This window comes from Paraburkholderia sp. UCT70 (genome assembly GCF_050434085.1).
Lineage (GTDB): Bacteria > Pseudomonadota > Gammaproteobacteria > Burkholderiales > Burkholderiaceae > Paraburkholderia > Paraburkholderia tuberum.
This window is the reverse complement of sequence record NZ_JBNPVZ010000002.1, coordinates 1,203,304-1,220,858: the sequence shown is the minus strand read 5'-3', so window position 1 is coordinate 1,220,858 and position 17,555 is coordinate 1,203,304. Positions and strand designations below refer to the sequence as shown.

Annotated in this window: 20 protein-coding genes; 7 read left to right on the top strand and 13 right to left on the bottom strand. The window is 65.6% G+C overall.

Annotated features, from left to right (window positions below; genetic code table 11):
- Nucleotides 1-77: 77 nt before the first annotated feature.
- Complete coding sequence (locus OKW41_RS07915) at nucleotides 78-1,448, top strand: MFS transporter (protein WP_184072591.1); 1,371 nt, start codon at nucleotides 78-80, stop codon at nucleotides 1,446-1,448.
- A 144-nt stretch (nucleotides 1,449-1,592) separates the two neighbouring features.
- Here OKW41_RS07915 and ltaE read toward each other — a convergent pair whose 3' ends face one another.
- The 3 genes from ltaE to OKW41_RS07900 all read right to left on the bottom strand — a co-directional run bounded on the left by ltaE (nucleotide 1,593) and on the right by OKW41_RS07900 (nucleotide 4,049).
- Nucleotides 1,593-2,600: a low-specificity L-threonine aldolase gene (gene ltaE, locus OKW41_RS07910; protein ID WP_429572107.1), complete on the bottom strand. Its 1,008-nt coding sequence runs from the start codon at nucleotides 2,598-2,600 to the stop codon at nucleotides 1,593-1,595.
- Nucleotides 2,601-2,786: 186 nt separating this feature from the next.
- Complete coding sequence (locus OKW41_RS07905; protein WP_429446014.1) at nucleotides 2,787-3,590, bottom strand: peptidoglycan DD-metalloendopeptidase family protein; 804 nt, start codon at nucleotides 3,588-3,590, stop codon at nucleotides 2,787-2,789.
- Between the two features lie 147 nt (nucleotides 3,591-3,737).
- The gene (locus OKW41_RS07900; protein WP_090809381.1) at nucleotides 3,738-4,049 is read right to left on the bottom strand and encodes a cupin domain-containing protein; all 312 of its coding nucleotides are present in this window, start codon (nucleotides 4,047-4,049) and stop codon (nucleotides 3,738-3,740) included.
- Between the two features lie 230 nt (nucleotides 4,050-4,279).
- On the opposite strand from OKW41_RS07900, the gene OKW41_RS07895 reads away from it, so the two are divergent.
- Nucleotides 4,280-4,600 carry a hypothetical protein gene (locus OKW41_RS07895; RefSeq protein WP_184060543.1) on the top strand — a complete coding sequence of 107 codons (321 nt, stop codon included), beginning with the start codon at nucleotides 4,280-4,282 and terminating at the stop codon, nucleotides 4,598-4,600.
- A 153-nt stretch (nucleotides 4,601-4,753) separates the two neighbouring features.
- Here OKW41_RS07895 and OKW41_RS07890 read toward each other — a convergent pair whose 3' ends face one another.
- The 6 genes from OKW41_RS07890 to OKW41_RS07865 all read right to left on the bottom strand — a co-directional run bounded on the left by OKW41_RS07890 (nucleotide 4,754) and on the right by OKW41_RS07865 (nucleotide 9,759).
- Entirely contained in the window at nucleotides 4,754-5,089 is a 336-nt protein-coding gene (locus tag OKW41_RS07890) for a DUF4148 domain-containing protein (protein ID WP_429572106.1), read from the bottom strand.
- Between the two features lie 275 nt (nucleotides 5,090-5,364).
- Nucleotides 5,365-6,774: an NADP-dependent phosphogluconate dehydrogenase gene (gndA, locus tag OKW41_RS07885; protein WP_184037125.1), complete on the bottom strand. Its 1,410-nt coding sequence runs from the start codon at nucleotides 6,772-6,774 to the stop codon at nucleotides 5,365-5,367.
- Nucleotides 6,775-7,040: 266 nt separating this feature from the next.
- The gene (locus tag OKW41_RS07880; RefSeq protein ID WP_184010547.1) at nucleotides 7,041-7,649 is read right to left on the bottom strand and encodes a DUF938 domain-containing protein; all 609 of its coding nucleotides are present in this window, start codon (nucleotides 7,647-7,649) and stop codon (nucleotides 7,041-7,043) included.
- Between the two features lie 56 nt (nucleotides 7,650-7,705).
- Nucleotides 7,706-8,575 (bottom strand): NAD-dependent protein deacetylase, encoded by an 870-nt coding sequence (locus tag OKW41_RS07875; RefSeq protein ID WP_429572105.1) that lies wholly within the window; start codon nucleotides 8,573-8,575, stop codon nucleotides 7,706-7,708.
- 41 nt (nucleotides 8,576-8,616) lie between these two features.
- Nucleotides 8,617-8,892: an oxidoreductase-like domain-containing protein gene (locus tag OKW41_RS07870; RefSeq protein WP_429446010.1), complete on the bottom strand. Its 276-nt coding sequence runs from the start codon at nucleotides 8,890-8,892 to the stop codon at nucleotides 8,617-8,619.
- 102 nt (nucleotides 8,893-8,994) lie between these two features.
- On the bottom strand, nucleotides 8,995-9,759 hold the full coding sequence (locus tag OKW41_RS07865; protein ID WP_429572104.1) for an SDR family oxidoreductase: 765 nt from the start codon (nucleotides 9,757-9,759) through the stop codon (nucleotides 8,995-8,997).
- Between the two features lie 275 nt (nucleotides 9,760-10,034).
- Between OKW41_RS07865 and OKW41_RS07860 the strand changes: the two genes are divergently transcribed.
- The gene (locus OKW41_RS07860) at nucleotides 10,035-10,868 is read left to right on the top strand and encodes a polysaccharide deacetylase family protein (RefSeq protein ID WP_429572103.1); all 834 of its coding nucleotides are present in this window, start codon (nucleotides 10,035-10,037) and stop codon (nucleotides 10,866-10,868) included.
- Between the two features lie 35 nt (nucleotides 10,869-10,903).
- On the opposite strand, the gene OKW41_RS07855 is transcribed toward OKW41_RS07860, so the two are convergent.
- Complete coding sequence (locus tag OKW41_RS07855) at nucleotides 10,904-12,316, bottom strand: DUF2252 domain-containing protein (RefSeq protein WP_429572102.1); 1,413 nt, start codon at nucleotides 12,314-12,316, stop codon at nucleotides 10,904-10,906.
- 307 nt (nucleotides 12,317-12,623) lie between these two features.
- On the opposite strand from OKW41_RS07855, the gene OKW41_RS07850 reads away from it, so the two are divergent.
- Together OKW41_RS07850 and OKW41_RS07845 are read left to right on the top strand one after the other, a co-directional pair.
- Nucleotides 12,624-13,307: a Pr6Pr family membrane protein gene (locus tag OKW41_RS07850; RefSeq protein ID WP_429572101.1), complete on the top strand. Its 684-nt coding sequence runs from the start codon at nucleotides 12,624-12,626 to the stop codon at nucleotides 13,305-13,307.
- A gap of 181 nt (nucleotides 13,308-13,488) precedes the next feature.
- Complete coding sequence (locus OKW41_RS07845; protein ID WP_429572100.1) at nucleotides 13,489-13,755, top strand: CsbD family protein; 267 nt, start codon at nucleotides 13,489-13,491, stop codon at nucleotides 13,753-13,755.
- Between the two features lie 96 nt (nucleotides 13,756-13,851).
- On the opposite strand, the gene xth is transcribed toward OKW41_RS07845, so the two are convergent.
- On the bottom strand, nucleotides 13,852-14,661 hold the full coding sequence (gene xth / locus OKW41_RS07840) for an exodeoxyribonuclease III (protein ID WP_429446000.1): 810 nt from the start codon (nucleotides 14,659-14,661) through the stop codon (nucleotides 13,852-13,854).
- 383 nt (nucleotides 14,662-15,044) lie between these two features.
- Here xth and OKW41_RS07835 point away from each other — a divergent pair, with 383 nt between their 5' ends.
- Both OKW41_RS07835 and OKW41_RS07830 read left to right on the top strand, forming a co-directional pair.
- Complete coding sequence (locus tag OKW41_RS07835; RefSeq protein ID WP_429572099.1) at nucleotides 15,045-15,389, top strand: zinc ribbon domain-containing protein YjdM; 345 nt, start codon at nucleotides 15,045-15,047, stop codon at nucleotides 15,387-15,389.
- Nucleotides 15,390-15,478: 89 nt separating this feature from the next.
- On the top strand, nucleotides 15,479-16,315 hold the full coding sequence (locus OKW41_RS07830) for a spermidine synthase (RefSeq protein ID WP_429572098.1): 837 nt from the start codon (nucleotides 15,479-15,481) through the stop codon (nucleotides 16,313-16,315).
- A gap of 25 nt (nucleotides 16,316-16,340) precedes the next feature.
- On the opposite strand, the gene OKW41_RS07825 is transcribed toward OKW41_RS07830, so the two are convergent.
- Together OKW41_RS07825 and OKW41_RS07820 are read right to left on the bottom strand one after the other, a co-directional pair.
- Entirely contained in the window at nucleotides 16,341-16,526 is a 186-nt protein-coding gene (locus tag OKW41_RS07825; protein ID WP_090809355.1) for a CopG family transcriptional regulator, read from the bottom strand.
- A gap of 81 nt (nucleotides 16,527-16,607) precedes the next feature.
- Nucleotides 16,608-17,375, bottom strand: coding sequence for a YoaK family protein (locus OKW41_RS07820; protein WP_429572097.1), 768 nt, complete (start codon nucleotides 17,373-17,375; stop codon nucleotides 16,608-16,610).
- Between the last annotated feature and the right edge of the window lie 180 nt (nucleotides 17,376-17,555).

Below are 17,555 nucleotides of genomic sequence, written 5' to 3'. Positions count from 1 at the left end.
CCGCGAGCCACGCCTTGTCCGATAAGCTCAGCCCCGCCGTCGGCGTCCCCACGCCGACTCTCCCCGCCGACGGCCCGATGTCGGCCGCCAACCGCCGCGCGATGGCCGCGATCATGCTCGCCGTCGCGCTCGCCACGCTCGATACCGCGATCGCCAACACCGCGCTGCCCGCGATCGCCGGCGACCTGCACGCGGCGCCGGCCGCCTCGGTCTGGATCATCAACGCATATCAGCTCGCGATGGTCGCGACGCTGCTGCCGCTCGCAGCGCTCGGCGATATCGTCGGACATCGGCGCATCTATATCGGCGGCATCGCGCTGTTCACGCTGAGCTCCCTCGGCTGCGCGATGGCGCCGACGCTGCCGCTGCTCGCCGCCGCGCGCATCGTGCAGGGCTTGGGCGCCAGCGCGATCATGAGCGTCAACACCGCGCTGATCCGCTATCTGTACCCGCCGCATCGGCTCGGTCGCGGGCTTGGCACCAATGCGCTGATCGTCGGCGTGTCGTTCGCGGTCGGGCCGACGGTGGCGTCGCTGATTCTGTCGGTCGCGACGTGGCCGTGGCTGTTCGCGGTCAACGTACCGCTCGGTGTGCTCGCGCTGAGCTTCGCGATGCCGGCGCTGCCGCATACCGCGCAGAGCCGGCACCCGCTCGATCCGGTGGCGGCGCTGCTCAACGTGGTCACGTTCGCCGCGCTGATCTTCGCGCTCGGCGAGGCGGCGCAACGCGCGTCGCTGCAGATCGTGCTCAGCGCCGCGGCGCTCGCCGGCGTGTTCGGGCTGCTGCTGATCCGCCGCGAGGCGGGCCACCCCGCGCCGATGCTGCCTGTCGATCTGTTCAAGCGGCCGGTGTTCGCGCTGTCGGCGGTGACGGCCGTGTGCTCGTTCGCCGCGCAGGGCCTCGCGTTCGTGTCGCTGCCGTTCTATTTCGAGGACGTGCTGCTGCGCAGCCAGGTCGAAACCGGCTTCCTGATGACGCCGTGGCCCGTCGTGGTCGCGCTCGCCGCGCCGCTCGCGGGCGGCCTGTCGGACCGCTACCCGCCGGGGCTGCTCGGCGCGATCGGGCTCGCGGTGCTGTCGGCGGGGATGGCCTCGCTGGCGATGCTGCCCGCCCATCCGCACGTGCTCGACATCGGCATCCGTATGGCGATCTGCGGCGCGGGTTTCGGCTTTTTCCAGTCGCCGAACCTGAAGGCGCTGATGGCGAGCGCGCCGCCGGAGCGCAGCGGCGGCGCGAGCGGCATCGTGGCGACCGCGCGGCTGCTCGGACAGGCGACCGGCGCGGCGCTGGTCGCGCTGTGCTTCGGCATTGCCGGCCGCCAGCATGGGCCGACGCTCGCGCTCGGCCTCGGCGCGTTCTTCGCCGGCGCGGCGAGCCTGGCGAGCGGCTTGCGGCTGCTCGCGCCGTCGCATCGCGCGGGCGTGCAGGCGAAGGCGGCGGTCAAGTGAGATATGCGCCGGACGGCGCGTGAGGCGGGGATGAAGCCTGAATGAAGCGCGGCTCGAACGAGCGCGCCGCACGAGTTGAAGCCAGTGCGGGAAGACGAGGCGGCAACCACGCGAGCCGCCTCGCTTACGACCCATGCGGCGCGATCAACGTGCCGCGAAATACCCCTTCACCGCGGCAATGAACGTGTCGATATCGTCGCGCGACACATCCATGTGCGTGACGAAGCGCGACGCATACAGCATCTGCGTGAGGATGCCGCGCTCCTTGAGCCACGCCTCGAGCGGCGCGCAATGCTGCTGAGGAAACTGCGCGAACACCATGTTCGTCGCGACCGACTGCACCTTCACCTGCTCGATCGTCTCCAGCCCCGCCGCCAGATGCGCGGCGTTCGCGTGGTCGTCGGCGAGCCGCTCGACGTTGTGATCGAGCGCATACAGGCACGCCGCCGCGAGCACGCCAGCCTGGCGCATGCCGCCGCCGAGCACCTTGCGCCAACGATGCGCGACGTCGATCAGCGCGCGGCTGCCGACCAGCACCGAGCCGACCGGCGCGCCCAGTCCCTTCGAAAAACAGATCGACACCGAATCGAACGGCTCGGCGAGCGCCGCGACCGGTTTGCCCGACGCGACCGCCGCGTTGAACACGCGCGCGCCGTCGAGGTGGGTCGCGAGGCCGCGCTCGCGCGCGAGCTGCGTCGCATCGGCGACGTACTGCGCCGGCAGCACCTTGCCGCCGATCGTGTTTTCCAACGCGAGCAACCGCGTGCGCGCGAAGTGATCGTCGATCGGCTTGATTGCGGCGGCGATCTTGTCGAGTGGGATCGAGCCGTCGGCGGCGTTTTCGAGCGGTTGGGGCTGGATGCTGCCGAGCACGGCCGCGCCGCCGCCCTCGTATTTGTAGGTGTGCGCGAGCTGGCCGACGATGTATTCGTCGCCGCGCGCGCAGTGCGCCATCAACGCGGCGAGGTTGCTTTGCGTGCCGCTCGGGAAGAACAGCCCCGCTTCCTTGCCGGTGCGCTCGGCCAGCGTTGCCTGCAGACGCAGGACGGTGGGGTCGTCGCCCCAGACGTCGTCGCCGACTTCGGCCGCCGACATCGCCGCGAGCATCGGCGGAGTCGGACGGGTAACGGTATCGCTGCGCAAATCGATCATTGTGTGTCCCTGTGCGTCCATGAATGACAGCCTACGGCAACCGGCCGCCCGTGCATTCCGGGAGGAACGCGCGCGCCGGCAAACGAGCCATACAGTGTATTCAATTCAGACGACGCTGAAAATCGGCGCATCCCCGAGAAGCGCGCCGATCCGGCTGCGATGAGCCAACAGTCGCGACGGGGACGCTCAGCCGCCAGGCTTCGGCAACCACTGGAGCGGATCGACCGGCTGGCCGTTCTCGCGCACTTCGAACTGGATCGACGCGACGCCGCGGCTATCGACACCGACCTCGCCGATCGTCTGCCCTTGCGCCACCGCGTCGCCTTCCTTGACGAGTAGCTGGCTGTTCTGGCCGTACGCGGTGATCAGCGAATCGTTGTGCTTGATGATGATGAGCGGGCCGTAGGCTTCGATGCCGGTGCCCGCGTAAACCACGCGGCCGGTCGCCGCGGCCTTGACCGGATCACCGGGTTGGCCGCCGATCACGATGCCGTTGGATTTGCCCGGCGCGAACGCGCGCAGGATCGGTCCGCGCAATGGCCATTGCAGCACGCCCTGCTGCGGCATGGCGGTAGGGGCCGGCGCACCGGGTACGGCACCCGGCGGCACGTTCGCCGTCGCGCCCGGCGCGGCTGGCGCACCCGGCGCCACCGCGACCGGCGGCGTGACCACGCTGCCCGAGGTCATCGGCGGCGAAACGCGCAGCACCTGGCCGGGCGCGACCGCCGCGTTGACCGGCAAGCCGTTCCAGGCCGCGATTTCCTGCGGCCTTCGTCCATAGGCCGAAGCGATGCCGGACAGCGTATCGCCCGGATTGACGCGATAGTAGCCGGCGGGCACCGGGACGGTCGCGAGGCTGGTCGTGCTCGACGGCGCGTTGCTGTAGAACGGCGTGCTTTCCCACGGCATCGTCGTGCAGCCGCCGATCGCCACGCCGAGCGCCGCCGCCATCAGCAGGCGGATCGCCGTCGGTTGCCATTGTTGTGTCATCTGATTTTCCTCGAGGTGTGTCTCAATCCGATTCAATCGACGCCCTTGCAATTGCCGTGCCGTCATGCTTGCACGGTCGCGGCTGTCCGCTGCCGCCTGGATATTGTGCGCGACCGCCACACGCGCGCCGTCAAACTGCCGTGTTCTTCAGACGCTGCCCTGCTTTTCGACGACGAGCACGCGTGCCGCGCCCAGCGGATGCGCGACATGCTCGGTGCCGACCGACGCATGGAACACGTCGCCGGTTTCGAGCACTGTCGTGCGTTCGACGCCGTCTTCGCGATAGCGCATTTCGACGCGGCCGTCGAGCACGGCGAATACCTCCTCGCCGTCGTTCACATGCCACTTGTACGGCTGGTCGGTCCAATGCAGACGCGTGGTGATGCCGTTCATGTTCGCGATGTCGAGCGCGCCCCAGGCACGCGACGCGGTGAAGCTTCTGCTGCGGATGATCTTCATGGTCGATGAGCAATTGGCAAGCGCGCAAGCCCGGCGGGCGGCGCCGTGCGCCCACGGCGACGGCGCTCGCGCGGCTGGCCCTATTATAGGTCGCGTGGCCCGCGCGTCTGGGCGAGCAAGCCGCCACGGCCGTTCCGTCCGATCATTGCAGGCGATCGACCATCGCCTATACTCAGTCAAGCCGCGCGGAGCAGCTCACGACAACGTTGGGATTCTGGGAGGAATCGAGGATGAACAAAGCCACCTTTCTGGCCGTGCAACTCAACGTCGACGATGTGGCGGCGTCTGCCGGCCTCGTCGAACTGCTGAACACGCATCTGATCTTCGCCGCCGAAGTCGCCGAGGCCGCCGATGCGCTCGTGCAACTGGCGAGCATCGCGGGACTGTCGAGCGGGGTCGAGGCGAGCGTCGAGCTGCCTGCGGTGGCGCTCGAACGGCTGCGCGAGGCGCTCGACAACCTGAGCGACTACGACGAATCGTGGCTGCTCGCGCTGGAGCCGAGCCGCGCGCTGTTCGATGACATCGGCCGGCGGCAGCGAACGCTGCATTGACGGGAACGTCGCAGAACGGCGCCGTAAACGACAAAACGCCATCCGATCGAACTGGATGGCGTTTTTTCTTGCCCGCCGCGTTCGCGCTATTCCACGAAACGGCGTCTACAGCGCACTACAACTACCCACTACATCTGCGGACTTCTACTGCGATTAGTTGCCGAAGTACACCGAGTCACGGTCGGCCTTCGCCGGGATGACAGCGTGGCCAGCTTGCGACGTGCCGGCAGCCGGAGCGCCATAGCCGCTGGTGTCTGCGGGGTTGGCCGCGATGGCCGTGCCGCGTTGCGCATCGACGCGTGCTTGCGCTGCCTGGATGTCGGCCGGGTAGTTCACGTCGCTGGCGCTCGGGTTGTAGCCGGCCTTTTCGAGTTGAATCAGTTCAGCGCGAACCTGAGCACGGGTCACCGGCTGACTCGCTTGAGCGAACGACGCGGCCGGAACAACGAGGGCGGCGGCGATAGCAACAGCGGAAATCAGGGTCTTCATGATTAACCTCCAAAGGACTTGTTGTGTGGTGCGCTTCGGGTTTCTGCTTATCCCTCAGCGATTGAAAACAAGTTTAGAGGTGTCTCGATCTAGGGAAAACCCTTAAACCAGTGAAACTCTATTGCTGCGGCCGCAATAATCATTTGGCATTCTTTAAGTCCGCGTTTAACCCGCGAGACATTTGGTAATAATGCGGCGTTTCCTTGCTGAACCAAACGGAGCAACGGCCCGGCGCGCCCTGTCACCATGGCGCGCCGGGCCGTTTTTTTAACCGCTCAGCTCCACTGCGCGTGGAAGCTGCCCGGCTTGTCGATGCGTTCGAACGTATGCGCGCCGAAGAAGTCGCGCTGCGCTTGCACGAGGTTCGCGGGCAGACGCTCCGAGCGGTAGGCGTCGAAATACGCGATTGCCGACGCGAATGCCGGCACCGGCACACCCGCGTTGACCGCGGCCACCACGACTTCGCGCAGCGCCGCCTGGTAGTTCTTCGCGATGTCGCGGAAGTACGGGTCGAGCAGCAGGTTCGCGAGCGCCTTGTCCTTCGAATAGGCGTCGGTGATTTTCTGCAGGAAGCGCGCGCGGATGATGCAGCCCGCGCGGAAAATCTTCGCGATCGTCCCGTAGTCGAGATCCCAGTTGTACTCTTCCGACGCGGCGCGCAACTGCGCGAAGCCCTGCGCGTACGAGATCACCTTGCTGAAGTACAACGCGCGGCGCACCGATTCGATGAACGCGTCCTTCGCGCCTTCGAGCGGCCTCGCCTGCGGACCTTCCAGCACCTTGCTCGCGGCCACGCGCTGCGTCTTCAGCGACGACAGCACGCGCGCGAACACCGCCTCGGTGATCAGCGGCAACGGCGCGCCGAGGTCGAGCGCGTTCTGGCTGGTCCACTTGCCGGTGCCTTTCTGCGCGGCACGGTCGAGAATCACGTCGACGAGGTCCTTGCCGGTTTCGTCGTCCTTCTTGCCGAAGATCTTCGACGTGATTTCGATCAGATAGCTGTCGAGTTCGCCCTGGTTCCACTCGGTGTAGACCTTGCCGAGTTCCTCGTTCGACAATCCGACGACCTGCTTCAACACCGCGTAGCTTTCGGCGATCAGCTGCATGTCGCCGTACTCGATGCCGTTGTGCACCATCTTCACGAAGTGGCCCGCGCCGTCCGGTCCCATGTACGCGACGCAGGGCTCGCCGTCCGGCGCCTTCGCGGCGATCTCGGTGAGGATCGGCGCGACGAGGTCGTACGCGTCGCGCGGGCCGCCCGGCATGATCGACGGGCCTTTCAGCGCGCCTTCCTCGCCGCCCGACACGCCGGTGCCGATGAAATGCAGACCCGCCTTCGCGAGTTCCTGGTTGCGGCGGATCGTGTCGGTGAAAGGCGTGTTGCCGCCGTCGATCAGGATGTCGCCTTTTTCGAGCAGCGGCTTGAGCGAGGCAATGGTCGCGTCGGTCGGCTCGCCGGCCTTGACCATCATCAGAATGCGGCGCGGCTTTTCGAGCGAGTCGACGAACTCTTCCAGCGTGAAAGCCGGCACCAGTTTGCGGTCCGGAAATTCGGCGATGAGTTCGTCGGTTTTCGCGCGGCTACGGTTGTAGACCGACACCGCGTGGCCGCGGCTCTCGATGTTGAGCGCCAGATTGCGGCCCATGACCGCCAGCCCCACCACGCCGATTGCCTGTTTGCCCATTTGAATTCTCCAGAGTCCAAAAAATGTCGTGGCGCCGCGCCATGAGAACGGCGGCGCGGCGTCGAGGGTGAAAGGATAAAAGAAATGCGCGCTTGCCGCTTGGGAGGGGGCAAGCACGCCAGTTGCTCGTGCTCCTGTCGTGCTCATGTTTGCGCGTGACGACAGGTATTGTGCGCGCGTCGGCGCTTGCGCGGCGGGTTCGGTTTGGGATCGGACGGAGGTTTGGCGGAAGGCGTGGACGAATGCGCGACCCGTCGGTGCACCCGCTACCCTGCCCGCTTCGTGAACACCAGGCTGAAGTTGTTCGCCGGCATCGCGACCACCCGTTCGCAGGTGAGCCCCGCCGTGTCGCCGAGCGCGACGACCGCTTCCATATCGCGCACGCCCCATTCGGGATCGCGGCTCTTCAACCATTGATCGAACGCTTCGTTGCTCGGCGCCGTGTGCGCGCCGCCGCGCCGGTAAGGACCGTATAGATAGAGCACGCCGCCGTCGACGAGGCGCCGCCCCGCGCCGTCGAAAAGTGCCTGCGCCGCGCTCCACGGCGAGATGTGGATCATGTTGATGCAGACGACGGCGTCGAGCGCATCGACGCCCCAGTCCGGCTGATGCACGTCGAGCGCGAGCGGCGCGCGCACGTTCGCGAGCCCCGCGTGCGCGGTCCACGCGGCAATCGACTCGCGTGCTTCTTCGTCGGCATCGCTCGGCTGCCAGTCGAGACCGGGCAGCGCGCCGGCGAAGCAGATCGCGTGCTCACCGGTGCCGCTCGCGATTTCGAGCACGCGGCCGCTCGCCGGCAGCGCCTCGCGCAGCACCGCGAGGATCGGTTCGCGATTGCGTTCGGCGGATGGCGAATGTTGTCGGGAGTCGGTCATGGTCGGCCTTGCGTGTTCCTCAGGTTTTGACGGTGATCCGCGGAGTCTACTCATTCTCAATCGCCAGCCAGCAGACCGGCGAGCGCGCTCAAGGTATCGCCGCACGGCGCGGCCACCTTCAGCGACAGCAGCGGATCGGCGCGCGTGCGGCCGAGGTTGATCGCCGCGATCGGCTTGCCCTGGTGCTGCGCCCACACGCAGAAGCGGTAGCCGGAATACACCATCAGCGACGAGCCGGCCACGAGCACGGCGTCGGCCGCATCGAGCGCATGCGACGCCGCTTCGACGCGCGCCTTCGGCACATTCTCGCCGAAGAACACCACCGACGGCTTCAGCAACCCGCCGCAGTTCGCGCATGCCGGCACGCGAAAACCGCCGAGATCGTGCCACTCGAGATGCGCGTCGCCATCGGCGGCGGCTTCGGCCGTGACGTCGAGCAGAGCGGGGTTGTCGGCTTCGAGCGTCTGCTGGATCGCCGCGCGCGAGTGCTGCATGCCGCAGTCGAGACAACTGACGCCGTCGATGCCGCCATGCAGCTCGATCACGTCGCGGCTGCCCGCGCGCTGATGCAAGCCGTCGACGTTCTGCGTGACCAGCGTCGGCACGTGACCAGCCGCTTCGAGCCGCGCGAGCGCGACATGCGCGGCATTCGGCTGCGCGCGCGCGACGAGCGGCCAGCCGACCATGCTGCGCGCCCAGTAGCGCTGACGCATCGCCAGCGTGCCAAGGAACTCCTGCAGCGTGATCGGCGGCGAGCGCTTCCATGCGCCGTTGTCGTCTCGGTAGCCGGGGATGCCGGAATCAGTGCTGATGCCCGCGCCGGTCAGCACGAACAGGCGCGGATGACGCTGCACGAAGCGATGCAGATCGTCGAGCGTGTGCGGATCGGTGAGAGATTCGGTCGGCGTGAGCTGAAGGTCGGTCATAACGGGGACGGTGGACGATCGTGCGCGAATTCGTGCGCGAATCAGCTGCGAGGGCTCGGTTTGCCGCGCGTGGGTGTCGAGCGACGCGCGTCCGTTTGCGGTTTCGACTTCGCGCCCTGCGTGTCCGGTCGCCGCGCTGGCCGCGCCTTCTGCGCCTGCCGCTTGTGCCACGCAGCCAGCGCGAGCTCGTAGCGCTCCAGCGCTTCATCGTATAGATCGAACACACACTGCGTGCAGCCGCTATGACAGCAGTCGTCGAGATCGGGCCGCACGGGCGGCTGCGGCGGCGGGTCGTCGCTGGGTGTGGCGCGGGGCACGGCGGCTTGCTTTGCGAGGAAAGACGGCGGAGCGCCCAGTATAAGTTGAACGCGCGCGCCCCGCTCCCCGCCCCGCCGTTGTGAGCCGGTGCTGCGCGCCGCTCAGCCGCGCCCGACGAACGGCATCTTGCTCGCCATGATCGTCATGAACTGCACGTTCGCCGACAGCGGCAGGCTTGCCATATGCAGCACCGCGTCGGCGACGTGCTGCACGTCCATCAGCGGCTCGACCGCGATCTCGCCGTTCGCTTGCGGCACGCCGCGCGCCATTCGCGCGGCCATCTCGGTCCCCGCGTTGCCGATGTCGATCTGACCGCACACGATGTCGTATTTGCGGCCGTCGAGCGACACCGCCTTCGTGAGTCCGGTAATCGCGTGTTTGGTCGCCGTGTACGCGGCGCTGTTCGGACGCGGTGCATGCGCGGAGATCGAGCCGTTGTTGATGATGCGGCCACCGCGCGGGTTCTGCGTCTTCATCAGGCCGAACGCCGCGCGCGTGCACAGGAACACGCCGTTCAGATTGGTATCGACGATGGAACGCCATTCGTCGATGCTCACTTCGTCGAGATCGACGGGCGAGCCGTTGCGTCCCGCGTTGTTGAACAGCACGTCGAGCCGGCCGAAGCGCGCGCGGATCGTGTCGAAAAGCGCGGCGACGCTGTCGGCGTCGGTCACGTCGCACGCAACCGCGAGCGCGTCGCCGCGCAGCGCCCGCGCTTCCTGCGCGACCGCATCAAGCGCGGCCTGGCGGCGTCCGGCGAGCACCACGCTATAACCGTGCTGCGCGAGCGTCAGTGCGCACGCGCGGCCGATGCCGCTGCCCGCGCCCGTCACCAGCGCCACTTTTCCGTTTCCTGTTTCCGACATCATGCATCTCCTGTTGTAGTGGGTAGCGACGCGAGCTCGTTGCGGCGATCCGTCCGATCGCCATCGACACGCGCGACTCTTTTCGCCCCGCACCATACAACAGCGAATCGGCGATAGCAAACCGCGCGACGTCTTTCAGGGCGCTTTCACCGGGGTACGTCGCCGCCGAACGCGGCACGTCGACTAGCGCAACAGTGGTATCGTTCGCGGTTGCGCATCGCGCAAGATTCACGGGCCTTCCCGGGACGGAGGAAGGCGTACTGGAAGCACGTTCGATGAATGAATGCCCGAACCCGCCGCGCCGCTGGCCGCGTAGCCGCAACTCCGCACTGCTGAACGGCACGATCGGCTGGCACGTGATCGTGCTGATCGGCGTGGCTGTCGCACCGGCCGCGTGGCCATGGTGGCTCGCCACGATCGTCGCGAACCACGCGCTGTTCACGATCGCCGGACTATTGCCGCGCACCACGCTGCTCGGGCCCAACTGGACCCGCCTGCCCGCGAACCCGCGCAACGCGGATGCAATCGCGCTGACCATCGACGACGGTCCCGACCCCGCCGTCACGCCGCAAGTGCTCGATCTGCTCGACGCGTTCGACGTGCGCGCGACGTTCTTCTGCATCGGCGCGAAGGTGGAGCGTTATCCGCAACTCGCGCGCGAAATCGTCGCGCGTGGGCATGGGCTCGAAAATCACTCGCAGGTGCACGTGCATACATTTTCGGTCACGTTTCCGCGCGCGTTGACACGCGAGATCGCCGCCGCACAACGCACGCTCGAAACCGTCAGCGGCGCGCGGCCGATGTTTTTCCGCGCGCCCGCCGGCCTGCGCAACCTCTTCCTGGAGCCGGTGCTGCGCAAGCTCGATCTGCGTCTCGCGGCCTGGACACGGCGCGGCTACGATACGCGCGAGCGTGACCCTCACGTGGTTGCGCGGCGGCTGCTCGATGGTCTCGCCGCGCGCGACATCCTGTTGCTGCACGATGGCAACGCCGCGCTGACGATCGAAGGCCAGCCGCTGATTCTCGCGGTGCTGCCGAGCGTGATCGAAGCGGCATGCGAGCGCCATCTGCGTTTCGTCACGCTGCGCGAAGCGCGCGCCGATGCGTGACGGTGCGCGTGAAGTGACACCACGCGCACGCAGCGTTACACACGGAAATCCGCCGCCATGTCCTCGTCGGTGCGCGCTTCGAGCTTGCCGTCGCGGCACGCTTTCATGAACCCGTCGTAGTCGCGCTCGACCTGATCCGCGTAGGCGCTCGCGTAGCCGCTCAGCGCTTCGCCGAACTGATCGCCGCGGCCGATGTACGCGCTGATCTCGATCGCCTGGCCGCTCGCCTTCGCATGCGCGCGCGCCATGATCCAGCCGCATAGCCGCGCATAGCCGTCGAGCAGATCGCTGTCGAACAGCTCGATATTCGCGGACAGCTTCATGTCGCGCAGTTGGCGGAAATAGAAATGCCGCCCGAGCGGCCCGGTCCCCCAGCCGAGGAAGACGTCGCTCGCGGCCTGCAGCAGCCGCTGTCCTTGCACGACGCGCTCGCCCTGATGCTTGACCGCCGGCGACTTGTAGAACTGCGCGATGACCGACGGCCGCGCCTCCTTCAATTGCAGGAACAACGGCTTGCCCATGTGATCGACGAGCAGCACGACCAGACAACGCGTGCCGACGCTGCCGACGCCGACCGCCTTGAACACGACGTCGTGCCTCGTGAAGTGATCCAGCAGTTCGCGCCGATCGTGCGACATCGTCTTGCGGTACTCGTCCCACACCTGCTCGACCATCTTGTCGACGTTGCCGGTCCGGTAGGTTTCGGTTTCCTCGGCCGTCAACAACGTATTCGCACCGTGCACGTGAAACAGCGCGGGCGGCGCATCGTGGATGGTCCAGCGATTGCCGTCGAACGCGGCCATTTTTTCGAGCAGGCTTTCATGCGTGCGGCTCGCGGCCTTCTCCATGCTGCGCCGCACCGCGCGCCGGCGCTCGGGCGTCAGTGCGATCTCGGCCATGCGGTCGAACGTGATGCGGTCGTACCACAGGTCGAGCGCGCCGAACTGCGCGTATTGCGCGACACGATCGCGATACGAGCCGACCGCGGTCATCACAAGACTCTCGGCGGTGCCGCGGCTCAGGCGCATCTGGCGCGCGGCCACGACGAGGCTCGCGCACAGGCGTTTCAGGTCCCATTCGAACGGGCCGATCGAGACTTCATCGAAGTCGCTCAGGTCGAAGACCAGTTGCCGCTCGGGCGTTGCGAAACCGCCGAAATTCATCAGATGGCCGTCGCCGCAGATCGGCATGGTGAGGCCGGTGTCGTGCACCTTGCTCAGATCGTGCGCCTGCAGAATCGCGCTGCCTCGAAAGAACGAGAACGGCGAGGCAGCCATGCGCCCATAGCGCAGCGGCACCAGATTCTCGACGCGCTCCGCGCTGCTCTGTTTCAGCAGCTCGATCGGATCGCGGTGCAACTCGCCGACCGCCCGGTGACTCGAGCGTTTCGAATGCTCGCGCGCGGCGCGGCCGCGCGCTTCCCGTTCGGCAATGGTGCTGGCTTTCATGCTTTCTCTCCGTTTTGCGAGTCTTGAACCGGCGCTGACAGAGACTGCTTGCCGCGCACGGCGTCGTTAACATCGAGGGCTGCAGTCGCGATCATAACGGGTCGAAACACACGATGAATCGCCGCCAGTGAGCGCGGCGCTTGCAGCCGTGGCGGCGAGCTTGCAACCCGCTTTGCAACCCGCTTTGCAACCCGCTTGACAGCCAGCCAGTAGCTCGCGTAGTACGCCGTAGTATTTTGCCAACGCCGGCGCGCGAGGGCGCGAAAGCCCATGCAGCCGCGCGCGCACCGCGCGTAGAATCGAGCGCATGCGCCCTACCCTCGTTCCGCAGCGCGAGCCCGAGCTGCCGCTGCATACGCCCAGTGTGTCGTCGTTGACGTTGGCGGCGGTCATTGCGCTGATCGCGTGGATGGCGATCCTCGCGCAAGCCGACCTGACGATCGATCGCTCGCTCGCGCGCGGGCTCACCGTGTTCGACGCGCTCGCGCGCATGAGCAGCTACCTGACCAATCTGACGGTGCTCGCCAGTGCGCTCTGCTTCACCTGCATCGTGCTGTGGAAGCACCGCTCGCCGCTCGTGCGCTTTTTCCGGCAGCCCACGGTCGTGACCGCGGTGGTCGCGTACATCGTGTTCGTCGGCCTCGCGTACAACCTGCTGTTGCGCGGACTGTGGCCGCTGTCGCCCTACCGGCGCCTGCTCAACGAGTCGCTGCACAGCGTGCTGCCGATGCTCGCCGCGCTCTACTGGGTGCTGTTCGTGCCGCGTTTTCATCTGCGGTTGCGCCACGCTCCGCTGTGGCTCGTCTATCCGCTCGCCTATCTCGGCATCACGTTCTGGCGCGGCAGCCTGTCGGATTTTTATCCGTATCCGTTCATCGACGTCGAAACGCTCGGGCTGCGCCAGGTGCTCGTCAATGCCGCGCTGCTGTTCGGCGGTTTTCTGATGCTGCTGGCCGTGTTCGTCGGCATCAATTTCGGGCGCCGACGATGATGTTCCAGCACGTCCCGTTTGGCCGGATGCATGGCGTCCCGTCGCCGGGCGCACTTCTTGCACCCCTTTCGTCACTGACGCAGGCTTACGCCGCACTGGCACGGCTTGCGCGGCGCCCTTGTGCGAGCGCGTTGCAATTGCAGCGGGCCCGCACGTAAATATGACAACAGGAGCGATGCATATGGATACGAATTCAGCGGCAGGCGCGGTAAAGGAAGTCGCGGGCAAGGTGCAAAGCGCGGTCGGCGATGCCGTCGCCGACACCAGCGCGCAGGTGGCGGGCAAGGCGCGCGAATTGAGCGGCAAGGCGCAGCAGTTATGCGCGAATACGACGAGCCTCGTGCGCGATACGACGGCCGAAAACCCGTTCACGACGCTGGCCGTGGTTGCTCTCGCCGGGTTCGTGATGGGCGCGCTGTGGTCGCGCGGCGGTCGCGACTACGACTGAAGCAGGCACGGCGCCGGATCATAGGCGCCGATCAACAGGGCGCGGCAGTCGCGCCAAAGCGGGCGATCCGCCGCAAGCGGATCGCCCGCCGCTTCACTAGCCGCTCTTCTTCTTGCGGCCGGCGCCCATTTCCAGTTCGATCCACGTCGGCGCGTGATCGCTGGCATGCGGTTCGCCGCGTACCCAACGGTCGACGCCCGCATCGCGCAGGCGCGGCGCGAGGTCGGCGCTCAGCAGCAGATGATCGATGCGCAGCCCCGAATTCGTATCCCAATGACGGCGGAAATAATCCCAGAACGTGTACACGCGTTCGTCGCCGAAATGCGTGCGCAGCGCATCGGTCCAGCCTTGCGCGAGCAGCCTGCGATAACGCTCGCGGCTCTCCGGCTGCAGCAGCGCGTCCTTTAGCCACGAGCGCGGGTTGTAGATGTCTTCGTCGGTCGGCACGACGTTGAAGTCCCCAGCGATCACGACCGGGTGGCCGCTCTGGTAGAGCCGCGCCGCATGCGCAATCAGATGATCGAACCACGCGAGCTTGTAGTCGAACTTGGGGCCGGGCTGCGGATTGCCGTTCGGCAGGTACAAACACACGATCAGCACGCCGCCGACCGCGGCCTCGATGTAACGGCTATGCGTGTCGTCTTCGAAACCGGGCAGACCGCGCCGACGTTCGAGCGGTGCGTCGCCTTTGGCCAGAATCGCCACACCGTTCCATGCGCTCTGGCCTTGCCACACGGCGCCATAACCGGCGTCGCGCAATGCGTCGACTGGAAATGCGCTATCCACCGCCTTCAGTTCCTGCAGGCACACGACGTCCGGCGCCTCGCGCTCGAGCCATTGCAATAGCGCCGCCTGCCGCGAGCGGATACCGTTGATGTTGAACGTCGCAATGCGCAGCTTCGCCATGATCATCCCTCCCTCGCCTATTGCTCCGCGACGTCGTGATACTCGGTCGCCCGCGAACGCGCGCGGCAATCAGGGTGTTATCCCCGATCGGTTCTGCTCATAGCACCGACTCCATTTTGGCCCGGTTGGCCAGTTCCAAATTTATCACCCGCAAAGCGGACATTTTCCATCCAGTTCAAACCTGTCGACATCCGCGGCGAAGCTACCCGTAAGTCTGGTGAATGGGACTGAAAGTCCGATGATAATTGGACGGTAAGAGCATGTGTATTGCATTATAATTTTGTGCACCCACGAGCCACCGGCACGACGACCGGCTCAGGGCTGGCGGGTTGCTCGCCTGTTTTTTTACTGACTGACTCAAAATCGTTTCAATGGAAGCTGCAATGAACGCTGCCCCTTCATGCCCGCAATGCGCAATGGAAAACACTTACCCTGACGGCACGCTGTACGTGTGCGCGGACTGCGGTCACGAATGGTCGGCGAACGCTGGCGCCGACGCGAGCGATGAACCGGCGGGCAGCGTCGTCAAGGATGCGAACGGCAACGTGCTGTCGGACGGTGATTCGGTCGTGCTGATCAAGGATTTGCGCGTCAAGGGCTCGTCGATCACGCTGAAGATGGGCACCAAGGTGAAAAGCATCCGGATCGTCGGTGGCGATCACGAAATCGACTGCAAGACGGACGCCGGCGGCTTCATGCTCAAGGCCTGCCTTCTGAAGAAGGTCTGACGGGCCGTTCCCCGTTGGCGGCCCCGCCCGGAAGCGCGGTCCGCAGTGCATGATTCAATCGACTGTTTGGCTACCCGAGCATACCGAGAATGGCTGAGGATCGAACATCGTACGACGCGTTCGTCAAATTCATGTCCACGCCGATCAGCAATGAGCAACCGCTTGTGCTGGAGACGCAGCACGCGGTGTCGCTACACTTCGATCACTTCGCCACTCAGAGCTTCATGTCGCTCAGGAATCCGGAGAAGCTCACCCTCGGTTATACACGCGCGATGATGGGATTTCTGCTGCTGCAGCCAGTTCCCACGCACATCTGCATGATCGGACTAGGCGGGGGATCGCTGGCGAAGTATTGCTATCGGCATCTGCCAGAGGTCACGATCGACGCAGTCGAGATCAGCCCCGAGGTGATCGCGCTGCGTGACGTGTTCAGGATTCCGGCGGACGACGCGCGGTTCAAGGTGGTTTGCGCCGATGGCGCGGACTACTTGACGAAGGATCACATCCGCACGGACGTGATCCTGCTTGATGCGTTTGGTGCGGAAGGGATGGCGAGCCGGTGTGCGGACATCGCGTTCTTCGCCGCCTGTCGCGAGCGTTTAACCGAGACGGGCATCCTCGTCATCAACTTTACGGACGATGATCCGGCCATACCGCGGCACCTCGAGCGGCTGAAATCGGTATTTGGCGTTTCCTATGCGATCGTTCGGTGCGGCGACGACAGCAACTTCGTCGCGTTTGCCTGGAAAAGCGGGCGTCGTTTGCCGCCCAGACAAGTCCTGTTCGAGCGCGCCCTCTCGTTTGACTTTGCAGGCGAGCTCAAGCTGTCCGTCACTGCTCGCCATCTGAAAGCGGGAGAGCGCCTCGATCCGAAGCGGCTGATCTGGCATGCGCAAGGACAAGGGCACTGGGAAATCGGCGGTTGACCGGCACCACGCCTCAACCTGGGCGTCACTTTCCCCGCTTGGCGAGTGGGCTCTTGGTCTTGTAGGTCACGCCGTGACGCTCGAGATACTCGCGGATCAGTTGGCGGACGACTTGTGACGGCGTCAGATCTTGCGCCGAGCAGAGCATTTCAAATGCTTCTTTCTTGGCGGGGTCGATCAGGACGGTCAGGCGTGCGGTTTTGGTTTCCATTGCGAGGGCGGGTCGGCGAATATGCTAACCAAATTATAATGCATTTGCTTTCGACGAGGATTCACCCCACCTCGTATGAGGTCAGTGCCTGCGCTCGAACCGATAGAGATAGGCCAGCACATCGTCGGCGACGGGGACGATCGCGAGTGTGACGAGCGCGCCGGCGAGCGGCACAGTCGACACGTAGCCCACATGCTTGAAACCGATTGCGCCGATCAGGCCGCCCACGAAAAAAGACGCGAGCATCGTGCCGTGGATCTTCAGCTTCGCGCGGTTTGCGATGACCGCGTGCGCGTCGTCAATGAGCGCCGTTCGATTCCAGTAAAAAAGCTTACCCAACTCAATTCCGAGGTCCGTGACGATGCCGGTCATGTGTGTGGTACGGATCTCCGCGCCCGACAGCTTGGTGATCATCGCATTCTGCAGCCCCATGATGAAGCACAGCAGGATCACGGTCACGGGGACGAAGAACGCTTCGCGTAGCGCGAGGTGGCTGCCGAGCAGACCGAACAGGAGCAGCAGCGCGGCCTCGACCGCCAATGGCAGCACGTACTGGCTTTGCAGGCCGCGGCGGCGCCCCCAGTTGACGAGCACTGCCGAGCACCCCGCTCCGACGACAAACGATGCCAGCGAACCGATGCCAGCCAACACGAGCCGGATGTCCCCGAGCGCCGTCTGGTCCGCGATCGCCGACACGATGCCGCTCATATGGGACGTGTATTGCTTGACCGCGAGGAAGCCGCCGGCATTGGTGGCGCCGGCCACGAAGGCAAGAGAAAACCCGAGCTGACGGTTCGCGCTCGTGCTGCGGTGTTTTCCCGTCAGGCTTCGAAAGTACTGCGCAGGCATAGGATCTTCACTCAATCGCTCGGAACAACAGCAAAGACGCGGCGAATAGACGCTTCGCGCACCGCATGCAGGCGAGCTGCGCACAGGGCCGCCGATTCGCTCGAACATGTGGTTCACATGATAATGCCATTATCATATCCTGTTATCCAGATTGGTTTTCTGATGTCATAATGCAGTTCG